Genomic DNA, 21,948 nt, shown 5'->3' on the forward strand with positions numbered 1-21,948 from the left:
AATATGGGTTGACCTGCGCATACACCATGGGTAGTTCTCCCCATTTCCGAACCTGCCGGGCCGCCCTAGCGTCATTGGCAGCACCGCGAGATCCCCTTCGGTGAGACGCCCGAGACAGGAGTCAGACGATGACCGCAGCAGCACCGTGGAACCCGAACTACCGCGCCATTGACGAGGCGCGTCGCATGGAGGAGGCGGCCCGCCGCCGCGCCGCCGCCACCGCCGAACGCCGCCGCCGCGCGCTGGAGCAGCTCGCCGCCCGCCGGATGGCCGTCCCCTCGGGCATGTCCGCCCCGCGACCCGACTACGACTTCGGCGCCCGCGTCGTCGGCCGGCTGCCCGGCGGGGTGGTCGTGTTCGAGAAGGCGCCGGAGGAGCCGGAGGTCCCGATCGACGCTGCGCGCCTGACCGAGTCGGCCGAGCTCGACCTGCCGCGCCCCGCGCTGACCACCCGCGAGGTCGAGGTCTTGCGCACCTGGCTGCTGCTGGACTCCAAGCCGGCGGTGGCCCAGGACCTGGGCATCTCGCTCGGCACCGTGAACACCCACCTGACCCGAATCCGGGCCAAGTACGCGGAACTGGGCCGTCCGGCCCCGACCAAGGCCGGGCTCGTCGCCCGGGCCGTGCAGGACGAGCTGATCTCGCTCGACGAGCTCTGAGCGATAATGGGTGGCATGGCCACCATTGACGAGATCTTGCGCGTGGAACGGATCGAGACCGACATCTATCGCGGGCCGTCGTACCCGAGCGTGCTGCGCCGCACGTTCGGCGGCCAGGTGGCCGGCCAGGCACTGGTGTCGGCGACGCGCACGGTGCCCGCCGAGTTCGGCGTCCACTCGCTCCACGGCTACTTCCTGCGCCCCGGCGATCCCGACCTGCCGACCGTCTTCCTCGTCGACCGCATCCGCGACGGCCGCTCTTTCGTCACGCGCCGCGTGACCGGCGTCCAGAACGGCGAGGCGATCTTCTCGATGTCCGCGTCCTTCCACGTCGGCACCGACGAGGGGATCGAGCACCAGGACCCGATGCCCGACGTCATCGGTCCCGAAGACATCAAGGACCGGCGCGACGCGGCGTCCGAGGAGGACCGGCGCCTGTACTCGGAGTGGGAGAACTTCGACATCCGGATCGTGCCGCGCGACCAGCTTGTCCTCTCCAAGTCGCTGGCCGCCCAACAGCGCGTGTGGTTCCGCTACCGCCACCGACTCGACGACAGCCACGTCTCCCAGGTGTGCGTCCTCGCGTACATGAGCGACATGACGCTGTTGGCGTCGGCGAAGTCGGTCCACGACGACCACGTGCAGTCGGCCTCGCTCGACCACGCCATGTGGTTCCTGCGCCCGTTCCGCGCCGATGAGTGGCTGCTGTACGACCAGACCTCGCCGTCGGCCGGGCACGGCCGTGCGCTGACCCAGGGTCGGATCTTCGACCGCCAGGGCCGGATGGTCGCCGCGGTCGTCCAGGAGGGGCTCTCGCGGATCATCGCCGATCCGACCGTGCAGGGCATCCCGCTGCGCGACGAGAAACCAGACGAGACGACGTCGTGACCGCGCCGACTATCGGCGTGTTGGCCGTCCAGGGCGACGTGCGCGAACACGCCGCGGCGTTGCGCGCGGTGGGCGCCGAGCCCCGGCCGGTCCGCCGTGCGGCCGAACTCGACGGCCTGGCGGGGATCGTCCTTCCCGGCGGCGAGTCGACGACGATGTCCAAACTGCTGGACGTCTTCGAGCTGTATGAGCCGCTGCGCGAACGGTTGGCGGCCGGACTCCCGGCCTACGGTTCCTGCGCGGGCATGATCCTGCTGGCCTCGCGGATTCTCGACACGCGGCCCGATGCCCGTCACCTGGACGCGCTGGACATCACGGTGCGTCGCAACGCGTTCGGCCGCCAGGTCGAGTCCTTCGAGGCCGACCTGGCGTTCGCCGGGATCACCGACCGGCCGGCCGAGCCGCCGGTGCGCGGCGTGTTCATCCGGGCGCCCTGGGTGGAGTCGACCGGTCCGGCGGTCGACGTGCTGGCGACGGTGCCCGCCGGGGCGACGCCGGACGGGCGCGCCGACGGCCGGATCGTGGCGGTCCGACAGGGCGCCGTGCTGGCGACGTCGTTCCATCCGGAGGTCACCGGCGACCTCCGGGTGCACGCCTACTTCGCCGATTTGGTGCGCGAAGTAAGCTTCACGCCATGAGTGGACACTCCAAATGGGCGACTACCAAGCACAAGAAGGCCGTCATCGACGCCAAGCGCGGCAAGATGTTCGCCAAGCTGATCAAGAACATCGAGGTGGCGGCGCGCACCGGCGGCGGTGACCCGGCCGGCAACCCGACGCTCTACGACGCGATCCAGAAGGCCAAGAAGTCGTCGGTGCCCAACGACAACATCGAGCGGGCGCGCAAGCGCGGCGCCGGTGAAGAGGCGGGCGGCGCCGACTGGCAGAACATCACCTACGAGGGCTACGGCCCCAACGGCGTCGCCCTGTTGATCGAGTGCCTCACCGACAACCGCAACCGCGCCGCCGGCGAGGTCCGCACGGCGATGACCCGCAACGGCGGCAACATGGCCGACCCCGGCTCGGTGGCCTACCTGTTCACCCGCAAGGGCGTCGTGACCCTGGAGAAGGGCGACCAGAGCGAGGATGACATCCTGCTGGCCGTCCTGGACGCCGGCGCCGAAGAGGTCAACGACCTGGGGGACAGCTACGAGGTCGTGTGCGAGCCCACCGACCTGGTCGCCGTCCGCACCGCGCTGCAGGATGCCGGCATCGACTACGAATCGGCCGAGCCCGACTTCCGCGCCTCGGTCGAGGTGCCGGTCGACGCCGACGGCGCCCGCAAGGTCGTCAAGCTGGTCGACGCCCTCGAGGACCTCGACGACGTGCAAGACGTCTACAGCAACGTCGACATCTCCGACGAGGTGCTCGCCGAGCTCGACGACGACGCGTAACCCGCCGCCGGAACCACCCGGTCACGATCGCGTGTCGAAACCGCGCGGAGTCGACCCGGCCGCCTAAGATATCGAACAGTTGTTCGCGAACAGGTGGCAGGAGTGCGCAGATGCGGGTGATGGGCGTCGACCCGGGGCTGACGCGGTGCGGTATCGCACTGGTCGAGTCCGGCGCCGGGCGGGCGGTGACCGCGCTCGACGTCGACGTCGTGCGCACACCGGCCGACATGGACCTGGCCGACCGCCTGCTGGCGGTGCACACCGCGGCCGCCCACTGGCTCGACACGCATGAGCCGCAGGTCGTCGCCATCGAGCGGGTCTTCGCGCAGAACCAGGCCGGCACCGCCATGGGCACCGCCCAGGCCGCGGGCGTGGTGGCCCTCGCCGCCGCCCAGCGCGACATCCCGGTGCGCTTCCACACGCCCAGCGAGGTCAAAGCGGCGGTCACCGGTTCCGGTCGGGCCGACAAGGCGCAGGTGACGACGATGGTCACCCGCATCCTGGGCATGCAGACCCGCCCGAAACCCGCGGATGCCGCCGACGCCCTCGCGCTGGCGATCTGCCAGTGCTGGCGCGGCCCGATGGACGACCGGATCGTTGCCGCCCGCGCCAAGGCCGACGACCTCGCGCACGCCCACCGGCAGCGCCTCAAGGAGGCGGCCGCGGCGGTGCGGGCGGGCCGCCGATGATCGCCGCGCTGCGGGGCCCGGTGCTCGACATCGCCCTCGACCACGTCGTCGTCGACTGCGCCGGCGTGGGCTACCGGGTCCTGGTCACCCCGGCGACCATCGCCGGCCTGAGCCGCGGCGCCGAGGCGACGCTGTTGACCACGATGATCGTGCGCGAGGACTCGATGACCCTGTACGGCTTCACCGACGCCGCCGCGCGCGACCTGTTCGTGCTGCTGCAGACTGTGACCGGAGTCGGCCCGCGACTGGCCATGGCCGCCCTCGCGGTGCACGAACCGGCCGACTTGGCCGCCGCGATCGCGTCGTCGAACACCAAGGCGCTCACGAGCGTGCCGGGCATCGGCAAACGGGTCGCCGAGCGCCTGGTCGTCGAACTGCGCGACAAGGTGGGCGTCGTCGCCGACGGTTCGGCGGCGCCGGTGCTCGGCGGCAACCGCGTCGGCACCGAGGTCACCGAGGCCCTCGTCGGACTCGGCTTCCCCGAATCGTCCGCCGAGAAGGCCGTCGCCACGGTCCTCGCCGACCAGCCCGATGCCGACTCCGCCGCGGCGCTGCGGGCGAGTCTGGCCCTCCTGGGAAAGAAGTAGCCGATGGACGCATCCGATTACGATCCCGACGACGACCGCACCCTGAGCGCCGGGCGACTGGTGGCCGACGGCGAGCTCGACGCGAATCTGCGGCCCCGGTCGCTCGCCGACTTCATCGGGCAGGCCAAGGTGCGCGAACAGCTGGAACTGGTGCTCAGCGGCGCCAAGGGGCGCGGCGGCACACCGGACCACATCCTGCTGTCCGGACCGCCGGGACTGGGCAAGACGTCGCTCGCGATGATCATCGCCGGTGAGCTCGGCTCGGCGATCCGCGTCACGTCCGGACCGGCGCTCGAACGCGCCGGTGACCTCGCGGCGATGCTGTCGAACCTCGTCGAGGGCGACGTGCTGTTCATCGACGAGATCCACCGCATCGCGCGGCCCGCCGAGGAGATGCTCTACCTGGCGATGGAGGACTTCCGCGTCGACGTCGTCGTCGGCAAGGGTCCCGGCGCGACGTCGATCCCGCTCGACGTCGCCCCGTTCACCCTCGTTGGTGCGACCACGCGCTCGGGTGCGCTCACCGGACCGCTGCGCGACCGCTTCGGCTTCACCGCGCACATGGAGTTCTACGAGACCGAGGAGCTGGTCGAGGTGCTGGCGCGCTCGGCGGGCATCCTCGGTGTCGACTTGGACGCCGACGCGGCCGTCGAGGTCGCCGGACGCTCCCGGGGCACCCCGCGCATCGCCAATCGCCTGCTGCGCCGGGTCCGCGACTACGCGGAGGTGCGCGGCGACGGCGCCGTGACGCTGCCGATCGCCCGGGCCGCGCTCGCCGTGTACGACGTCGACGACAAGGGCCTGGACCGGCTGGACCGGGCGGTGCTGTCGGCACTGGTGCAGGGCTTCGGCGGCGGCCCGGTCGGCGTCTCGACGCTGGCGGTCGCGGTGGGCGAGGAGCCGACCACCGTCGAAGAGGTCTGCGAGCCCTTCCTGGTGCGCGCCGGGCTGATCGCGCGGACCCCGCGCGGCCGGATCGCCACCGCCGCGGCATGGCACCACCTGGGCCTGGTCCCGCCCGCCGGGGCGCTCAGCGCCACCTGGGGCGTGCGCGGCCAGGGCCAACCCAACCTGTTTGACGAGGTCGAGTAGTTCGTCTGGCAGACTGGTCGGCATGGAATTGTTCTTGCCGCTGCTGTTGATCCTGCTGGGCGTGATGATGTTCTTCAACGCGCGCCGGTTCAAGCGGCAGCAGGCCGCCGCGAATGAGATGCGGGCCGCGCTCACGACCGGCGCGCGGGTCCAGTTGATCTCCGGCCTGTACGGCACGATCATCGACGTCAACGGCGATTTCGTCGACATCGAGACCGCTCCCGGCGTCGTGGGCCGCTACGACAAGATCGCCGTGCGCGAGGTCGTGGCGACCGAGCGCGCAGCACAGACGTATGTCGGCGCCGTCGTCGAGGAAGCGGCCCCCGAGCTCGAGTCGGGCACGCCCTCCGCCGACGACGCAGCCGACAAGTAATCCCAGGAGAACCGAACCACCGTGACCACCCCTCGTCGCCAAGCGGCGCAGCGCCCCCGCGGGGAGACCCCGCCCTGGCAGCCGCTCCTGGCCTTCTTCGCCCTGCTCGCCATCGTGTTCGGCCTGGTGTTCTTCACCGGCGACCGCCAGACGACGCCCAAGCTCGGCATCGACCTGCAGGGCGGCACCCGCGTCACCCTGACCGCGCGCACCCCGGACGGCGCGCGACCGGCGAAAGACCAGCTGGAGAAGGCGCAGCAGATCATCCAGCAGCGCGTCGACGGTCTCGGCGTCGCCGGCTCGGAGGTCGTGGTCAGCGGCGACACGCTGGTCATCACGGTGCCCGGCGACGACGGCCGGCAGGCCCGCAATCTCGGCCAGACGGCCCGGCTCTACATCCGGCCGGTCGTCAAGGACGCAGATGGGATGGTCCCGGCCACCCCGCACAAGACCGTCGAGGCGAAGGATCGCAAGTCGCTGACCCCGGAGGAGCGCAAGGCCGCCGTCGACGAACAGCGCCGGCTGCGGCAGGCGCCCAAGGGCGCGACGCCGCAACAGTTGGCCGCGCTGAAGGCGCAGATGCCGAAGCTGAACTGCGACCCGAAGGCCGACGACCCGCTGCTGGGCAACGACGATCCGAACGCCTACCTCGTCGCCTGCAGCACCGACGGCAAGCAGGTCTACCTGCTCGAACCGCAGATCATCGACGGCCGCGATATCGGCAAGGCGGCACCCAACCTGTCCACGCAGACCAACCAGTGGACGGTCAACGTTGACTTCAAGGGCGACGGCGCCAAAATCTGGCCCGACTACACCGGCAAGAACATCGGCACCGCCACCGCAATGACCCTGGACTCCCGCGTCGTGTCCGCGCCGCAGATCCAGTCGGCCATCGCCGGTTCCACCGAGATCAGCGGCGGCCAGAACGGCTTCAGCGAGACCGAGGCCAAGGACCTGGCGAATGTGCTCAAGTACGGCTCGCTGCCGCTGTCCTTCGAGGCCTCCGACGCCGAGACGGTGTCGTCGACGCTGGGCCTCTCGGCGCTGCGGGCCGGTCTGATCGCCGGACTCGTCGGCATCCTCGCCGTCCTGGTCTACGCCTTGGCGTACTACCGGATGCTCGGCGTTCTCACCTTCGGCGCACTGGTCTTGGCCGGAGCCATGTCGTACGGCCTGATCGTGCTGCTCGGCCGGTGGATCGGCTTCACGCTGGACCTGGCCGGTGTCGCCGGTTTCATCATCGGCATCGGCATGACCGCGGACTCGTTCGTCGTCTACTTCGAGCGCATCAAGGACGAGATGCGCGAGGGCCGCTCGTTCCGGTCCGCGGTGCCGCGCGGTTGGGCCAGCGCGCGGCGCACGGTGTGGACCGGTAACGCGGTCAGTCTGATCGCCGCCGTCGTGATCTACATCCTGGCGGTCGGCTCGGTCCGCGGCTTCGCGTTCACCCTCGGGTTGACGACGATCCTCGACGTCATGGTCGTGTTCCTGGTGACCCACCCGCTGGTCGTGCTCGCGACGCGCAGCACGTTCCTGTCTAAGCCGTCGGTCAACGGCCTCGGCGCGGTCAGCGACGTCGCCCGGGAACGCCGGGAAGCCGCCCGACGGGCCGTGGGCCTTGCCCCCGACAGCCGCGAAGCGCGTGCGACCGCGCGCCGAGGAGGACAGCGATGAGTTTCAGCAGGGGCGGATTCGGCAGCGACAGCGTCGACGGCCTGTCCAAGCGGGGTGTGGGCGACGGTCCCGACCGGCTCGGCGGCTACACCCTGGACCGCAATGCGGGATCGGCGGTCGAGGCGGCGGAGACCATGGTTGCCGACGCCGATTTCGAGGCCGACACCAACCGGTCCTTCCTGTCGCGGTTGTACACCGGTACCGGCGCCTTCGAGGTCGTCGCGCACCGCAAGCAGTGGTACATCGTCACCGCGGTGATCCTCGGGATCTGCCTGCTGTCGATGATCGTGCGCGGCTTCACCTTCGGCATCGACTTCGAGGGCGGCACCCAGGTGTCGATCCCGGCGACGAGCTCGTCGGTCACCGTGGAGAAGGTGGAGAAGGCGTTCACCCAGGCGCTGGGCACTGCTCCGGAGCTGGTGCAGACGGCGGGCTCGGGGTCGGCCAAGACCATCCAGGTCCGCACCGAGCACCTCGACGAGGAGCAGGCCAACAAGGTCGTCAACGCCGTCGTCGCGGAGTTCTCGCCGGCCCTGCAGCGCGCCGACGTGTCCTCATCGGACGTCAGCTCGACGTGGGGCGCGGAAATCACCCGGAAGATGCTGATCGCGCTCGTGGTGTTCCTGGTGATCGTCACCGTCTACATCGCGATCCGCTTCGACAAGGAGATGGCGATCGCCTCGCTGGCGACGCTGTTCTTCGACGTCGCGGTGACCGCCGGCGTCTATTCGCTCGTCGGCTTCGAGGTCACCCCGGCGACCGTCATCGGACTGCTCACGATCCTGGGCTTCTCCATCTACGACACGGTGGTCGTGTTCGACAAGGTCGAGGAGAACACGCGGTCGGTGTTCAAGACGTCCCGACGCACCTATGCCGAACAGGCCAACCTCGCCGTCAACCAGACCATGATGCGGTCGATCAACACGACCGTCATCTCCGCGCTGCCGATCATCGCCCTGATGGTGATCGCGGTGTGGATGCTCGGCGTCGGCACGCTGCAGGACCTGGCGCTGATCCAGCTCGTCGGCATCGTGATCGGCACGTTCTCCTCGGTCTTCCTGGCGACCCCGCTGCTGGTCACGCTGAAGGAGCGCAACCCGGCGGTGGCCGCCCACACTCGCAAGGTGCTGGCGCGCCGTGCCGCGATCGCGGCGGGCGAGCCCGTGTCGTCGGGGCGCCATGCGGCCCGGCACGCAGTTGATGACGTCCCGGCCGGCGACGCCGCGCGTCCCACCGGGAAGCGGCGCCGTTCGCGCTAGTCTGGCGACCGTGCGGAAACAGATGCGCCGGTCGGCGGCGGTGACGGTCGCGGTCGCAGCCGTGGGCGCCGGCCTGCTGTCGGGGTGTGCCGCCGACCAGGACAGTCCGCTGCACTACCGGACCGATGCCCGGCTCAGCACCTACAACGCGGCCAGTGCCACCGGCAACTCCGACGGCGTGCTGATGGCCTTCACCCGGGTGCAGGGCGGATTCAGCGTCCTGGGTCCGCAGGGGCAGGTGATCTCCGACCGGGACGTTGGCACGGTCGAGTTGGCCCCCGGCCCGACGTTGACCCTGCAGTACACGTTCTCGCCCAAGGCGGTGTACTCCGACGGCGCGAAGATGACTTGCGACGATCTGGTGCTGGCCTGGGTGGCGCAGAGCGGCCGTTTCCGCGGCTTTGACGCGGCGACTACCGCCGGCTACCGCGACATCGACCGCGTCGAGTGCATGCCGGGCGCACAGACCGCGAAGGTGCGGTTCGCCAACGGGCGCAGCTATCGCGATTGGCGCGGCCTCTTCGGCGCCGGGTCGATGCTGCCGGCCCACGTCGTCGCCAAGGACGCCGGCGTAACGAGCGTCGTCGACGCGGTGCGCACCCGGAACGCCCCGGCGCTCACCGCGATCGCCAAGTCCTGGAACACCGGTTTCGCGCTGCCCAGCGGGCAACTCGACGCCAAGCGCTTCCTGTCGTCTGGCCCGTACCGGGCCGAGTCCTTCGATCAGAAAACGGGCCTGCGGCTCGTGCGCAACGACAAATGGTGGGGTGCGCCGGCGACGCTGGCCACGATCATCGTCTACGGGCGCAACACCGACACCGCGGCGCGGACCGGGGCGGGCGGGTTCGAGGTCGCCGATGCCACGGCGGGCCTGACCGAACCGGCGGCCGGCGCCGAACCGCCGCAGGTGTCGCCCGCGTCGGGGGCGTTGTCGACCGAACAGATCGTCATTGCGCACAAGGGGGCGCTGGCGCCGTTGCCCGCGCGACAGGCCTTCGCCTCGTGCGTGCCCCGCGACGCGCTGGCCAGGGCCTACGGGTACGGCTCGCAGCCGTGGAACCTGCACGTGCTGACCCCGGCCAGCGACCTCGCCGACCCGATCAACGGCCAATTCGGCCAGCGATACGCGCGCGCCGACGTCGTGCGCGCGCGCGAACTCGTCAAGCAGCGGCCACCGTCGCCGACCGGCGCGCCGGCGCCGCCACTCAAAGTGCGCCTGGGCTACCTCGGACCGGACGCCCGCCGCAAGAAGATGGTTTCCGACATCGCCGACTCCTGCCGCCGGGCCGGGATCGAGGTCGTCGATGCGGCCAGTCCGGACGTGGCGGCAACCGCGCTGCGCACCGGTGCGCTGGACGCCGTGCTCCTCAACACGGGGGCGAGCTTCGCGGCGGCCGGTGCCGCCGACGTGGTCCGCGACGCCTACGGCCTGTTCCGCGGCGACCCGCTGAACCTCGGCGACTTCGGGGACCCGATGGCCGCCGACGCGGTGACGAAGTTCTCCGTGACCACCGTCGCCGGGGACCAGCTCGCCCAGTCGCGGGCCATGGAGACCGCCGCCTGGCGCGACGTGGCCGCCATTCCGCTCTTCGCGACGCCGCGCGAGCAGAAGTGGGACACCAAGCTGACCGGCGTCGTCGCCGGGCGCGCCCGCAACGGCACCGGGTGGAACATGGATCGCTGGGCCCGGCAGTGAGCCTGGCCCGTGCGCGCGAGGCCATTGCGGCACTGACCCGCACGACCGATGATTTCCCGGTCGCCGGGGTGACCTTCCGGGATCTGACGCCGGTCCTCGCCGATGCGGACGGCTACGCGGCCGTGATCGAGGCGCTCGCCGCCACCGTCGGGCCGGTCGACCTCGTCGCCGGCATCGACGCCCGCGGGTTCCTCCTCGGCGGCGGCGTGGCACAGCGACTCGGCACCGGGGTGCTGGCGATCCGCAAACAGGGCAAGCTCCCGCCGCCGGTGCGGTCGCGGTCCTACGACCTCGAGTACGGCACGGCCGCGCTGGAGATCCCGGCCGATGCTCCAGACCTCACCGGCCGGCGCGTGCTGATCCTCGACGACGTCCTCGCCACCGGCGGGACGATCGTCGCCGCAGTCGATCTGCTGCGCGCGGCGGGCGCGGAGATCGTCGGCGTGGGCGTCGTGCTCGAACTGGCCGACCTCGGCGGTCGGGCGCGAGTCGACCGACACCTGCCCGCGGGAGCACTGATCAACGCGCTGGCGACCGGCTAGAGCGCAGCGCGACCGAGCGGCGCGCGGCTAAACTGGACGCGGTACGAGCGACGAGGGGAGGGCTGATGGAGGAAGCGACGAACGCCGACGCCCCGCCGAGCGCCGACGCGCCCGCCCCACCGGCACCCCAGCCGGAGCCGCAGGCGTCGGCCACCCGCCGGGTGCGCGCCCGCCTGGCCCGTCGCATGACGTCCACGAAGTCGTCGGTGCGGCCGGTCTTGGAACCGTTGGCGGCGCTGCACCGCGAGGTCTACCCCAAGGCCGACGTGTCGTTGCTGCAGAAGGCGTACGACATCGCCGAGGTCCAGCACGAGGGCCAGTACCGCAAGTCCGGCGACTCCTACATCACGCACCCGCTCGCGGTTGCCACCATTCTCGCCGACCTCGGCATGGACACGACCACGCTGGTGGCGGCACTCCTGCACGACACCGTCGAGGACACCGGGTACTCGCTGGAACAGATCACCGACGACTTCGGTCCCGAGGTCGCGCACCTGGTGGACGGCGTCACCAAGCTCGACAAGGTGGCCCTGGGTTCGGCAGCCGAGGCCGAAACGATCCGCAAGATGATCATCGCCATGGCGCGCGACCCGCGGGTCCTGGTGATCAAGGTCGCCGACCGGTTGCACAACATGCGGACCATGCGGTTCCTGCCGCCGGAGAAGCAGGCGCGCAAGGCCCGCGAGACGCTCGAGGTCATCGCGCCGCTGGCCCACCGGTTGGGCATGGCGACCGTCAAGTGGGAGCTCGAGGATCTGGCGTTCGCCATCCTGCACCCCAAGCGCTACGAGGAGATCGTGCGCCTGGTCGCCGATCGCGCCCCCTCCCGCGACACCTACCTGGCCAAGGTGCGCGACGAGGTGAACGAGGCCCTCTCCGGCGCGCGGCTGTCCGCCGTCGTCGAAGGCCGGCCGAAGCACTACTGGTCGATCTACCAGAAGATGATCGTCAAGGGCCGCGACTTCGACGACATCCACGACCTGGTCGGCATCCGGATCCTCTGCGACGACGTGCGCGACTGCTACGCGGCCGTCGGCGTCGTCCACTCGCTCTGGCAGCCGATGGCGGGCCGGTTCAAGGACTACATCGCCCAGCCCCGCTACGGCGTCTACCAGTCGCTGCACACCACGGTCATCGGTCCCGAGGGCAAGCCGCTCGAGGTGCAGATCCGGACCCGCGACATGCACCGGACGGCCGAGTTCGGCATCGCCGCGCACTGGCGGTACAAGGAGGGCGGCTACTCGGGGCGCAAGGGCCGCGGCCGGGCCGAGCTCGCCGAGATCGACGACATGGCGTGGATGCGCCAACTGCTCGACTGGCAGCGGGAGGCGGCGGACCCGGGGGAGTTCCTCGAATCGCTCCGCTACGACCTCGCGGTCAAGGAGATTTTCGTCTTCACGCCCAAGGGCGACGTGCTGACCCTGCCGGCCGGGTCGACGCCGGTCGACTTCGCCTACGCGGTCCACACCGAGGTCGGCCACCGGTGCATCGGTGCGCGGGTCAACGGCCGCCTGGTGGCACTGGAGCGCAAACTCGACAACGGCGAGGTCGTCGAGGTGTTCACGTCGAAGGCGGAGAACGCCGGGCCGTCGCAGGACTGGCAGAACTTCGTCGTGTCCCCGCGCGCCAAGTCGAAGATCCGGCAGTGGTTCGCCAAAGAGCGCCGCGAAGAGGCGCTCGACGCCGGCAAGGACGCCATCGCCAAGGAGGTCCGGCGCGGCGGACTGCCGTTGCAGCGGCTGTTGACCAGCGACAACATGAGTGCGGTTGCCGCCGAGCTGCGCTATCCCGATGTCACCGCGCTCTATACCGCGGTCGGCGAGAACCAGGTGTCGGCGCAGAAGGTCGTCAGTCGGTTGGTGGCCCAACTCGGCGGCATCGACAGCGCCGAGGAGGAGCTCGCCGAGATCACCACCCCGTCGACGATCCCGGCGCGGCGCCAGACCGGCACCGACGCCGGCGTGGTCGTCGAAGGCGTCGACAACGTGCTGATCAAGCTGGCCAAGTGCTGCACGCCGGTGCCCGGCGACGAGATCCTCGGCTTCGTCACCCGCGGCGGCGGGGTGAGCGTGCACCGGACCGACTGCCCGAACGCCGATTCACTGCAGCAACAGGACGAACGACTCATCGACGTCGTGTGGGCGCCGTCGGACTCGTCGGTGTTCCTCGTGGCGATCCAGGTGGAGGCGCTCGACCGTCACCGTCTGCTGTCGGACGTGACCAAGGCGCTCGCCGACGAGAAGCTGAACATCCTGTCGGCGTCGGTGACCACGAACAACGACCGCGTTGCGGTCAGCAAGTTCACCTTCGAGATGGGCGACCCGACACACCTGGGCCACGTCCTCAACGTCGTCCGCAACATCGAGGGCGTGTACGACGTCTACCGCGTCACCTCGGCCGCCTAGTCGGTCTGCGAGCAGCCGCAGCGGCTACTTGACGACGGCGGCCTTGATGGTGACGGGGTCCTTGGGCTTGCCGCTCTCCTTGTTGCCGTCGAGACCCGGGACGATCGGGGTCTTGGCGATGGCGTCGAGCGTGGCCAGGCCCTGCTTGTCCAGGTGGCCGACGACCGCGAAGTCCGGGGTCAGCTGGGAGTCGGCGTACACGATGAAGAACTGGGCGCCACCGGTGTTGGAGCGGCCGAGCATCGCGTTGTTCGAGTTGGCGATGGCGACCGTGCCCCGCGGATAGACGACCGGACCGGGGCTCATCATCGGGTTCTGCATGCCGCCGGCCGACTTGAGGCCCTCGGGCGCCTCGTCGGGGCTGGTCCAGCCGGGGTTGCCCATGCCCGTTCCGGTCGGGTCGCCGCACTGCAGGACCTTCAGGTTGGCGCTGTTGGTCAACCGGTGGCAGTCGGTGCCGTTGTAGTAGCCGCCCTTGGCGAGGGACTCGACGGCCGCGGTGTTACACGGCGCCGAGGCGTGGTCGAGGGTGATCGGCAGCGAGCCCCGGCTGGTCTCGAGGGTCATCGGGGTCTTCGAACTGACGAACAGGAAGCCCTTCTTCACATACCGGTGGCTGCCGGGGAAGGGGACCGGGACGTTGGAGGCGGGCTCGGGTGCGTCGCGCTCCTTGGGCACGCCGGCGGCCAGCTCGTCCAGGTACTTGGCGGCATCGCCCTGGCGCTCGGCGGGCTGCTCCTTGATGATCTTGTCGCGGTCCTTGACGGTGTCGGCCAGCGTGTTCTTCGACTTGCCCCACTCGCAGTTGACGGTGCCGACGTAGGTCTCGGCCAGCCAGACGATGGTCGTCGCGGCGACCAGGCCGAGCACCGAGAGGATCGTCACGGTGATCGTCATGGTGCGCTTGCGCCGGGCCCGCTCCGCGTCGAGCCGTGCCTCGAGCTTGCGCTTGGCGGCCAGTCGCCGGTCCTCGTTGGTCAAAGGCTCGTTGCTGCTCACGTGGGACTGTTCTCCTGGGAGTGGTCGAAGGTCTGCTGTCATCTTGCCAGTTCCGCCGCGGTCGCGGGGACACCGGGTATCGACCGCGTCGGTCGGCAGCGGTGGATTTCTGCGAGAATGGCGGCCATGTTGATCACCGGTTTCCCCGCGGGGATGTTTGCGACGAACTGCTACCTCGTCTCCGCCGACGCGGAGCCGGGCGGGCCGGGCGGCGACTGTGTGATCATCGATCCCGGTCAGGACGCCGAGGAGCAGATCGTGGCGCTGTGCGCCGAGCACGGACTGAACCCGGTGGCCGTGTTGCTGACGCACGGGCACCTCGACCACACGTGGAACGCGGAGAAGGTCTGTCGGCGCTACGGCATCCCGTGCTACATCCATCCGGCCGACCGACCGATGCTGGCGGATCCGTCGAAGGGGATCGGGCGGGCCCTGGGCGCCATGGTCGGGGTGTTGGATTTCCACGAGCCGGACAAGGTGATCGAATTCGCCGATGGCGACGAACTCGAACTCGCCGGGCTGCGGTTCGGGGTGGACCTGGCGCCCGGGCACACCCAGGGCTCGGTGCTGCTGGGGATCGACGTGCCCGACGCGGGCGAGCCCGACGGCGAGCCGGTGCGGGTGACGTTCGCCGGGGACGTATTGTTCCAAGGGTCCATCGGGCGCACCGATCTGCCCGGCGGTGACCACCAGCAGCTGCTGGACTCGATCGCCGCGAAGCTGTTGCCGCTTCCGGACGACACCCTGATCCTCCCGGGCCACGGGCCCCAGACGACGATCGGTGCCGAGCGCGCCACCAACCCGTTCCTCGCCGGTATCGGCGGCGCGGGCGGTGCGGACGGCCCGGCGAAAGGACGTTACGGACTGTGAGCGAGTTCCAGGCACCGCGCGGGATCCCGGACTACTACCCGCCGAAGTCGGCCGACTTCGTGCGGGTGCGCAACACGCTGACCGAGTCGGCGGTGCGCGCCGGGTACGGGCACATCGAGCTCCCCGTCTTCGAGGACACCGCGCTGTTCGCGCGCGGCGTCGGCGAGTCCACCGACGTCGTCTCCAAGGAGATGTACACCTTCGCCGACCGCGGCGACCGCAGCGTCACCCTTCGCCCGGAGGGGACCGCCGGCGTCATGCGGGCGGTCCTGCAGCACGGCCTGGACCGCGGCGCGCTGCCGGTGAAGCTCTGCTATGCGGGCCCGTTCTTCCGGTATGAGAAGCCGCAGGAGGGGCGCTACCGGCAACTCCAGCAGGTCGGCGTGGAGGCGATCGGCGTCGACGATCCGGCGCTCGACGCCGAGGTCATCGCGGTGGCCGATGAGGGCTTCCGCCGACTCGGGCTGTCCGGTTACCGCCTCGAGCTGTCGTCGTTGGGCACCGCCGCGGACCGCCCCGCCTACCGCGAGCGCCTGCAGTCGTTCCTCGCCGGGCTCGACCTCGACGAGCCGACGCGGGCGCGCGCCGAGATCAACCCGCTGCGCGTCCTCGACGACAAGCGCCCCGAGGTGCGGGCGATGACCGCCGACGCGCCGCTGCTGCTCGACCACCTGTCGGCGGAGTCCGCGGAACACTTCACGGAGGTCCGGGCCCACCTGGACCGCTTGGGCGTCGCCTACGTGATCAACCCGCGACTGGTCCGCGGCCTGGACTACTACACCAAGACGACCTTCGAGTTCGTCCACGACGGCCTCGGCGCACAGTCGGGCATCGGCGGCGGCGGCCGCTACGACGGACTGATGAGCCAGCTGGGCGGCAAGCAGGACCTGTCGGGCATCGGCTTCGGCATCGGCGTCGACCGCACCGTGCTCGCGCTGGCGGCCGAGGGCGTCGCGCAGGAGGAGCCGCCGCGCTGCCGGGTGTTCGGCGTCCCCATGGGGGCCGACGCCAAGGCCGAACTCGTCGCGATCGCCGCGCAGCTGCGCGCCGTCGGGATCCCCGTGGACCTCGCCTACGGCGACCGCGGCATGAAGGGTGCGATGAAGGCGGCGGACCGCTCCGGCGCCGCCTTTGCGCTCGTGTTGGGCGAGCGCGAACTCGCCGAGGGGGGCATCGAGGTCAAGAACCTCACCAACGGCACGCAGGAGCGCGTCTCGCTCTCCACCGTCGTCGAAGAAATCCGGCTGCTGGTCGGCGAACTGCTGGAGCAAGAAGCGCGCTGACCCCCGACCAGAGGGTCGGGGGCCAGGCGGTGGTTGCGCCGCGACCTACAGGTCGTTGGTCGCGAAGGTGTCGCAGCGACGCATATCGCTGGACTGGTAGCCGGTCATGAACCAGCGGGTGCGCTGCTCGGCCGAGCCGTGGGTCCAGCCCTCCGGGTTCGAGCGGGCGCCCTGGATGGTGTCGTCGCCGATCGCCTTCGCGGTCGTGATGACCGAGGAGATCTGATCCTGGGTGATCGGCGCGAGCATCGCGTCGGGCCCCTTGTCGGCGTTGGCCGCCCAGACACCGGCCAGGCAGTCGGCCTGCAGCTCGATGCGCACGGAGCCGTTGTTGCCCATCCGGTTGCCCTTCTGCAGCACGCCGAGCAGGTTCTCCACGTGGTGCCCGTACTCGTGCGCGACGACGTACATCTGCGACAGCGGGCCGTCGTCACCGCCCATCCGCTTGAGTTCGGCGAAGAACGACGGATCGAAGTAGGCGGTCTGGTCGGCCGGGCAGTAGAAGGGGCCCATGCCCGACGACGCCGGGCCGCAGCCGGTGTTCACCGCGCGGCTGAAGATCTTGGTGCTCGGGTTGGTGTAGCCCGGCAGCAGGCGCGCCCACACCTTGTCGACGCTCTCGACGGTCGCGACGATCCGGCAGATGTCGTTCTCGTTGGCCTTCTCGATCGTGCACTGGCTGATCTGCTGCTGGATCTCGTCGTTGGCCGTGCTCTGCGGCTGGGCCGGGCCGACACCGGCACCGGGCGCCCCGGTGGAACCGAGCAGGTTGCCGGGGTTGACGCCGAGGAACAGGCAGATCAGCAGGATGATCAGCGCACTTCCGCCGCCCATCGCGATGCGGCCGCCGTCGCCGCCGGAGCCGAAGCCGCCGCCACCGTAGCCGACCCCGCCACCGCCGTAGCCGCCGCCGCCCGTGCCGCCGCTGGAGACCGTGGAGGTGTCGAGCGGGCCGCTGCCTTGGAATGTCATTGTTCTCCTGTCATCGAACGCATCGGTTTCCCAGCATATTCGGGTGAGCCCGGCGGGGCGAGGTTTCGCCCCTGGCTTCCTCGGCGCGTCGGGCGGGGACGTAGACTCGGTCGTCGAATCCGCACTCACATCTGACCCCGGGAGGGCCCCACCGTGCTGCGCACCCATCTTGCAGGCTCGCTGCGTCGCGAATCGGCCGGCGAGACCGTCACGGTCGCCGGTTGGGTGGCCCGTCGGCGCGACCACGGCGGCGTGGTGTTCATCGACTTGCGCGACACCTCGGGCCTCGTCCAGGTCGTCTTCCGTGATGAAGCGGTGGCTGCGGCGTCGCACAAGCTGCGCGCCGAGTTCTGCATCGCAGTCACCGGTGTGGTCGAGGTGCGGCCCGACGGCTCGGAGAACCCCAACCTGGCGTCGGGCGACATCGAGATCAACGCGGCGAGCCTCGAGGTCCTCAACGAGTCGGCGCCGCTGCCGTTCCAGCTCGACGAGCAGCCGGGCGAGGAGGCGCGCCTCAAGTACCGCTATCTGGATCTGCGCCGGGAGAATCCGGCCAAGGCCATCCGCCTGCGCTCGCGGGCCAACGCCGCGGCCCGCGAGGTGCTGGCCGGCCACGACTTCCTGGAGATCGAGACCCCGACGCTGACCCGTTCGACGCCCGAGGGTGCGCGCGACTTCCTGGTGCCCGCCCGCCTGCAGCCCGGCTCGTTCTACGCACTGCCGCAGAGTCCGCAGTTGTTCAAGCAGCTGCTGATGGTCGCCGGCATGGAGCGGTACTACCAGATCGCGCGCTGTTACCGCGATGAGGACTTCCGCGCGGACCGACAGCCCGAGTTCACCCAGCTCGACGTCGAGATGAGCTTCGTCGACGAAGATGACGTGATCGCCCTCGCCGAAGAGGTTTTGGTGGCCCTGTGGCAGCTCATCGGCTACGAGATCCCCACGCCGATCCCGCGCATGACCTACGCCGACGCGATGCGCCGGTACGGCAGCGACAAGCCGGACCTGCGCTTCGACCTCGAACTCGTCGAGTGCGCCGAGTATTTCAAAGACACCCCGTTCCGCGTCTTCCAGGCGCCGTACGTCGGTGCCGTCGTCATGCCCGGCGGGGCGTCGCAGCCGCGGCGCCAACTCGACGCGTGGCAGGAGTGGGCCAAGCAGCGCGGCGCCAAGGGCCTCGCCTACGTCCTCGTGCAGGAGGACGGCACTCTCGGCGGCCCGGTCGCCAAGAACCTCTCCGACGCCGAGCGCGACGGTCTCGCCGCCCACGTCGGCGCCAAGCCGGGGGACTGCGTGTTCTTCGCCGCCGGGGCCGTGAAGAGTTCGCGCGCCCTGCTCGGCGCGGCCCGCGGCGAGATCGCCGAGAAGCTGGGTTTGATCAAGGACGGCGATTGGGCCTTCACCTGGGTCGTCGACGCCCCGCTGTTCGAACCGGCCGACGAGGCGACGGCCTCGGGCGACGTCGCCGTCGGTTCCGGCGCGTGGACCGCGGTGCACCACGCGTTCACCTCGCCCAAGCCCGAGTCGCTGGACTCGCTCGAAGCCGACCCCGGCGCGGCGCTGGCCTACGCGTACGACATCGTCTGCAACGGCAACGAGATCGGCGGCGGGTCGATCCGCATCCACCGGCGCGACATCCAGGAGCGCGTCTTCGCGATCATGGGCATCGGCGAGGACGAGGCGCAGGAGAAGTTCGGCTTCCTGCTCGACGCCTTTGCCTACGGCGCCCCGCCGCACGGCGGCATCGCCTTCGGGTGGGACCGCATCACGTCGCTGCTGGCCGGCGAGCCGTCGATCCGCGAGGTCATCGCCTTCCCGAAGTCGGGCGGCGGCGTCGACCCGCTGACCGATGCTCCGGCGCCGATCACGCCGGCGCAGCGGAAGGAGTCGGGGATCGACGCGAAGCCGAAGCCGGCCGCCGAGCCGGGCACGGCTGCCCCCGCCGGCGGCAAGTGACGCTTCCCGCTTTCTTGGGTACGTTGGAACCATCATGACCGCCATCGCCACGAGTGAGATCGAGGGTGCGCTGAGCACGGCAGAGTCCGTGTTGTCGGCGCGGGCCGGGGCCGCGGTATCGCTCACCGACCCGGAGGATCTGGGCGGCAGCGGGCGCAGCGTCGTCGCCCGTGCGCGGGTGTCGAACAACCCGGTGTCCACACACCGCACCCTGGTCATCAAATCGCTCGGCGCCGACGACCATCCGGAGTCCTTCCACCGCGAGGTGACCGCCTACCAGTACGCGACCGCGCTGCCCAGCGAGAGTCGGCCTGGACCGCAGCTCATCGCCCACGACCCGGTGCGCCGGGTCATTGTGCTGTCCGACCTCGGCACCGGCCGGGCGATGACGGATCTGCTGGCCGGCACCGACCTCGAGGAGGTGTCGCGCGCGGTCAGCGCGTGGGGCCAGGCGCTGGGCCGCATGCATGCTGCGACCGTCGGCGGCGAGGAAGACTTCAACGCACTGCTGCGCCGTTCCAGCGCGGTCGACGGCGTGCCGACCGGCTGGGCGCGCCGGGTGGCGGCCGAACTGCCGGCGATCGCCGAATCGTTGCGGGTCCCGGTGCCCGATTCGGTGGCCGACCGGCTCGCCGCGGCGGTTCGCCTGTTCGCCGAGGGTGACTTCCGCGCCTTCAGCCCGTCCGATGTCGGACCGGAGAACATCCTGATCAACGCCGACGGCGTCCGGTTCATGGACTACGAGTGGGGCGGATTCCGCGACGCGACGCTGGACGTCGCCTACGGCCTGGTGACCTTCCCCGAACACCTCGGCTCGCGGTCGCCCGCGGTGCGCGCCGAACTGGAGACCGCACTGGTCGACGCGTGGCGGTCGGAGGCGCAGGGCATGTGGCCCGCGCTCGGCGACGAGCACGCGGTGTACGACGTGCTCGCCTCGGCCCGGCTGCTCTGGGTGTGGCTGTCGACCGTGGTCTTCGTCGGCGCCTCGGGCGACGGCCCCACCGACGCCGCCGAAGAGGCGATGCTCGTGCACGACTGGGCGATCACCACGACCGATCCCGCCGTCGCCTGTGACCGGTGGTTGGAGTTGGCCGACGGCGCGACCCGGCGGTCCGCGGCGAACCCGTCCCTGGGCGAGCTGGCCGCCTTCGCCACCGACTTCGCGGCCGCGCTGCGCCGGGACTGGCTGTCCTAGGCGACGCGCGGAGTGGACAGCCTCTTCGACACCGACCCCGACGGAACCGCTGCGCCGTCGGCCCCGCCGCCGTCGGCGCCCCTCGCGGTGCGGATGCGCCCGCAATCCCTCGACGACCTGGTGGGCCAGGAGCACCTGCTGCGGCCGGGTTCGCCGCTGCACCGCCTGATCGAGGGCTCCGGCGCCGCGTCGGTGCTGCTGTACGGCCCGCCCGGCACCGGCAAGACCACCATGGCGTCGCTGATCTCGCGCGCCACGGGTGGGCGCTTCGAGGCCCTGTCCGCACTGTCGGCGGGGGTCAAGGAGGTGCGCGCCGTCATCGACCTCGCGCGGCGGCGCCTGGTCGCCGGCGAACAGACCGTCCTGTTCATCGACGAGGTCCACCGCTTCTCCAAGAACCAGCAGGACGCGTTGCTCGACGCCGTGGAGAACCGCATCGTCCTGCTGGTCGCCGCGACCACCGAGAACCCGTCGTTCTCTGTCGTCGCACCGCTGCTGTCGCGATCGTTGGTCCTGGCCCTGCAGCCGTTGTCCGACGAGGAGATCGGCACGGTGCTCGACCGCGCCGTTGCGGCGGAGGCGGGTCTGGCGGGCACCGTCCGGCTCGACGGGGAGGCCCGCGCCCACCTGATCTCGGTGGCGGGGGGCGATGCGCGGCGCGCGCTGACGGCGTTGGAAGCCGCTGCCGCCGGCGCCGGCGAGCGCGGCGGTGAGCTGACCGTCGCCGACGTGGAGGCGGCGATCGACCAGGCCGCCGTGCGCTACGACCGCAACGGTGACCAGCACTACGACGTGATCAGCGCCTTCATCAAATCGATCCGCGGATCCGACGTCGATGCGGCCCTGCACTACCTGGCGCGCATGATCACGGCGGGGGAGGATCCTCGCTTCATCGCGCGCCGCCTGATGATCCACGCCAGCGAGGACATCGGCATGGCCGACCCGACCGCTCTGACGGCGGCGGTGAACGCCGCCCAGGTGGTGGCGCTGGTCGGCATGCCGGAGGCGAAACTGGCGCTGGCCCAGGCGACGATCCATCTGGCGACGGCGCCCAAGTCCGACGGCGTTGTGTCGTCGATCGGTGCGGCGATGGCCGATATCGCCGCCGGAAAGATCGGTTCGGTGCCGCCGCACCTGCGCGACGGCCACTATGCGGGGGCGAAAGACCTGGGCAGTGCCGTCGGCTATGCCTACCCGCATAACGATCCCGACGGCGTCGTCGCGCAGCAGTACCCGCCGGACGAGCTCGTCGGCGTCGACTACTACGCGCCGACCGAGCGCGGCGCCGAGCGCGAGTTGGCCGCACGGTTGCCGCGGCTGCGGGCGATCATCCGCCGCCTGCGCCCCTGATCGTCGCCGGTAGACTCAGTTCCTCGGTGCCCACCGCACCGCCGCCCCCACCGACGAAGGACAGCC

The 21,948-nt window shown here is 70.6% G+C and carries 20 protein-coding genes; 18 read left to right on the forward strand and 2 right to left on the reverse strand.

Going from position 1 to position 21,948, the window contains the following annotated elements:
• Nucleotides 1-128 precede the first annotated feature (128 nt).
• The 13 genes from QM728_RS07065 (at nucleotide 129) to QM728_RS07125 (ending at nucleotide 13,257) form a co-directional block, all read left to right on the forward strand.
• Nucleotides 129-659, forward strand: a complete 531-nt coding sequence (locus QM728_RS07065) for a helix-turn-helix transcriptional regulator (RefSeq protein WP_415031322.1) — start codon at nucleotides 129-131, stop codon at nucleotides 657-659.
• A gap of 15 nt (nucleotides 660-674) precedes the next feature.
• Nucleotides 675-1,547 (forward strand): acyl-CoA thioesterase, encoded by an 873-nt coding sequence (locus tag QM728_RS07070; RefSeq protein ID WP_415031323.1) that lies wholly within the window; start codon nucleotides 675-677, stop codon nucleotides 1,545-1,547.
• Nucleotides 1,544-2,185, forward strand: coding sequence for a pyridoxal 5'-phosphate synthase glutaminase subunit PdxT (gene pdxT, locus QM728_RS07075; RefSeq protein WP_415031324.1), 642 nt, complete (start codon nucleotides 1,544-1,546; stop codon nucleotides 2,183-2,185). Before QM728_RS07070 ends, pdxT begins: the two co-directional genes overlap by 4 nt.
• A complete protein-coding gene (locus QM728_RS07080; RefSeq protein WP_415031325.1) occupies nucleotides 2,182-2,940 on the forward strand; it encodes a YebC/PmpR family DNA-binding transcriptional regulator in 759 nt (252 codons plus the stop codon). Before pdxT ends, QM728_RS07080 begins: the two co-directional genes overlap by 4 nt.
• A 110-nt stretch (nucleotides 2,941-3,050) precedes the next feature.
• Nucleotides 3,051-3,629: a crossover junction endodeoxyribonuclease RuvC gene (ruvC, locus tag QM728_RS07085; RefSeq protein WP_415031326.1), complete on the forward strand. Its 579-nt coding sequence runs from the start codon at nucleotides 3,051-3,053 to the stop codon at nucleotides 3,627-3,629.
• A complete protein-coding gene (gene ruvA, locus QM728_RS07090) occupies nucleotides 3,626-4,216 on the forward strand; it encodes a Holliday junction branch migration protein RuvA (protein WP_415031327.1) in 591 nt (196 codons plus the stop codon). Before ruvC ends, ruvA begins: the two co-directional genes overlap by 4 nt.
• 3 nt (nucleotides 4,217-4,219) lie before the next feature.
• Entirely contained in the window at nucleotides 4,220-5,308 is a 1,089-nt protein-coding gene (gene ruvB, locus QM728_RS07095; RefSeq protein ID WP_415031328.1) for a Holliday junction branch migration DNA helicase RuvB, read from the forward strand.
• A 22-nt stretch (nucleotides 5,309-5,330) separates the two neighbouring features.
• Nucleotides 5,331-5,681 carry a preprotein translocase subunit YajC gene (gene yajC, locus QM728_RS07100; RefSeq protein WP_415031329.1) on the forward strand — a complete coding sequence of 117 codons (351 nt, stop codon included), beginning with the start codon at nucleotides 5,331-5,333 and terminating at the stop codon, nucleotides 5,679-5,681.
• Nucleotides 5,682-5,702: 21 nt separating this feature from the next.
• On the forward strand, nucleotides 5,703-7,355 hold the full coding sequence (gene secD, locus QM728_RS07105; RefSeq protein WP_415031330.1) for a protein translocase subunit SecD: 1,653 nt from the start codon (nucleotides 5,703-5,705) through the stop codon (nucleotides 7,353-7,355).
• Between the two features lie 134 nt (nucleotides 7,356-7,489).
• On the forward strand, nucleotides 7,490-8,614 hold the full coding sequence (gene secF / locus QM728_RS07110) for a protein translocase subunit SecF (RefSeq protein ID WP_415032850.1): 1,125 nt from the start codon (nucleotides 7,490-7,492) through the stop codon (nucleotides 8,612-8,614).
• A gap of 10 nt (nucleotides 8,615-8,624) precedes the next feature.
• Complete coding sequence (locus tag QM728_RS07115) at nucleotides 8,625-10,310, forward strand: ABC transporter substrate-binding protein (RefSeq protein ID WP_415031331.1); 1,686 nt, start codon at nucleotides 8,625-8,627, stop codon at nucleotides 10,308-10,310.
• Nucleotides 10,307-10,852, forward strand: a complete 546-nt coding sequence (locus QM728_RS07120; RefSeq protein ID WP_415031332.1) for an adenine phosphoribosyltransferase — start codon at nucleotides 10,307-10,309, stop codon at nucleotides 10,850-10,852. Before QM728_RS07115 ends, QM728_RS07120 begins: the two co-directional genes overlap by 4 nt.
• Before the next feature lie 65 nt (nucleotides 10,853-10,917).
• Complete coding sequence (locus QM728_RS07125) at nucleotides 10,918-13,257, forward strand: RelA/SpoT family protein (protein WP_415031333.1); 2,340 nt, start codon at nucleotides 10,918-10,920, stop codon at nucleotides 13,255-13,257.
• A gap of 24 nt (nucleotides 13,258-13,281) precedes the next feature.
• On the opposite strand, the gene QM728_RS07130 is transcribed toward QM728_RS07125, so the two are convergent.
• Complete coding sequence (locus QM728_RS07130) at nucleotides 13,282-14,256, reverse strand: peptidylprolyl isomerase (protein WP_415031334.1); 975 nt, start codon at nucleotides 14,254-14,256, stop codon at nucleotides 13,282-13,284.
• Between the two features lie 126 nt (nucleotides 14,257-14,382).
• Here QM728_RS07130 and QM728_RS07135 point away from each other — a divergent pair, with 126 nt between their 5' ends.
• Complete coding sequence (locus QM728_RS07135) at nucleotides 14,383-15,126, forward strand: MBL fold metallo-hydrolase (RefSeq protein ID WP_415031335.1); 744 nt, start codon at nucleotides 14,383-14,385, stop codon at nucleotides 15,124-15,126.
• A complete protein-coding gene (gene hisS, locus QM728_RS07140; protein ID WP_415031336.1) occupies nucleotides 15,123-16,409 on the forward strand; it encodes a histidine--tRNA ligase in 1,287 nt (428 codons plus the stop codon). Before QM728_RS07135 ends, hisS begins: the two co-directional genes overlap by 4 nt.
• Nucleotides 16,410-16,454: 45 nt before the next feature.
• Here hisS and QM728_RS07145 read toward each other — a convergent pair whose 3' ends face one another.
• A complete protein-coding gene (locus QM728_RS07145) occupies nucleotides 16,455-17,381 on the reverse strand; it encodes a neutral zinc metallopeptidase (RefSeq protein ID WP_415031337.1) in 927 nt (308 codons plus the stop codon).
• 153 nt (nucleotides 17,382-17,534) lie between these two features.
• On the opposite strand from QM728_RS07145, the gene aspS reads away from it, so the two are divergent.
• Genes aspS through QM728_RS07160 form a run of 3 tightly spaced genes read left to right on the forward strand, consistent with a single transcriptional unit; the run spans nucleotide 17,535 to nucleotide 21,882 of the window.
• Entirely contained in the window at nucleotides 17,535-19,337 is a 1,803-nt protein-coding gene (aspS, locus tag QM728_RS07150; protein ID WP_415031338.1) for an aspartate--tRNA ligase, read from the forward strand.
• A gap of 34 nt (nucleotides 19,338-19,371) precedes the next feature.
• Nucleotides 19,372-20,532, forward strand: coding sequence for a hypothetical protein (locus tag QM728_RS07155; protein WP_415031339.1), 1,161 nt, complete (start codon nucleotides 19,372-19,374; stop codon nucleotides 20,530-20,532).
• Between the two features lie 12 nt (nucleotides 20,533-20,544).
• The gene (locus tag QM728_RS07160) at nucleotides 20,545-21,882 is read left to right on the forward strand and encodes a replication-associated recombination protein A (protein WP_415031340.1); all 1,338 of its coding nucleotides are present in this window, start codon (nucleotides 20,545-20,547) and stop codon (nucleotides 21,880-21,882) included.
• The last annotated feature ends 66 nt before the right edge of the window (nucleotides 21,883-21,948 follow it).

The organism is Gordonia sp. (in: high G+C Gram-positive bacteria) (assembly GCF_047602025.1).
Taxonomy (GTDB): domain Bacteria; phylum Actinomycetota; class Actinomycetes; order Mycobacteriales; family Mycobacteriaceae; genus Gordonia.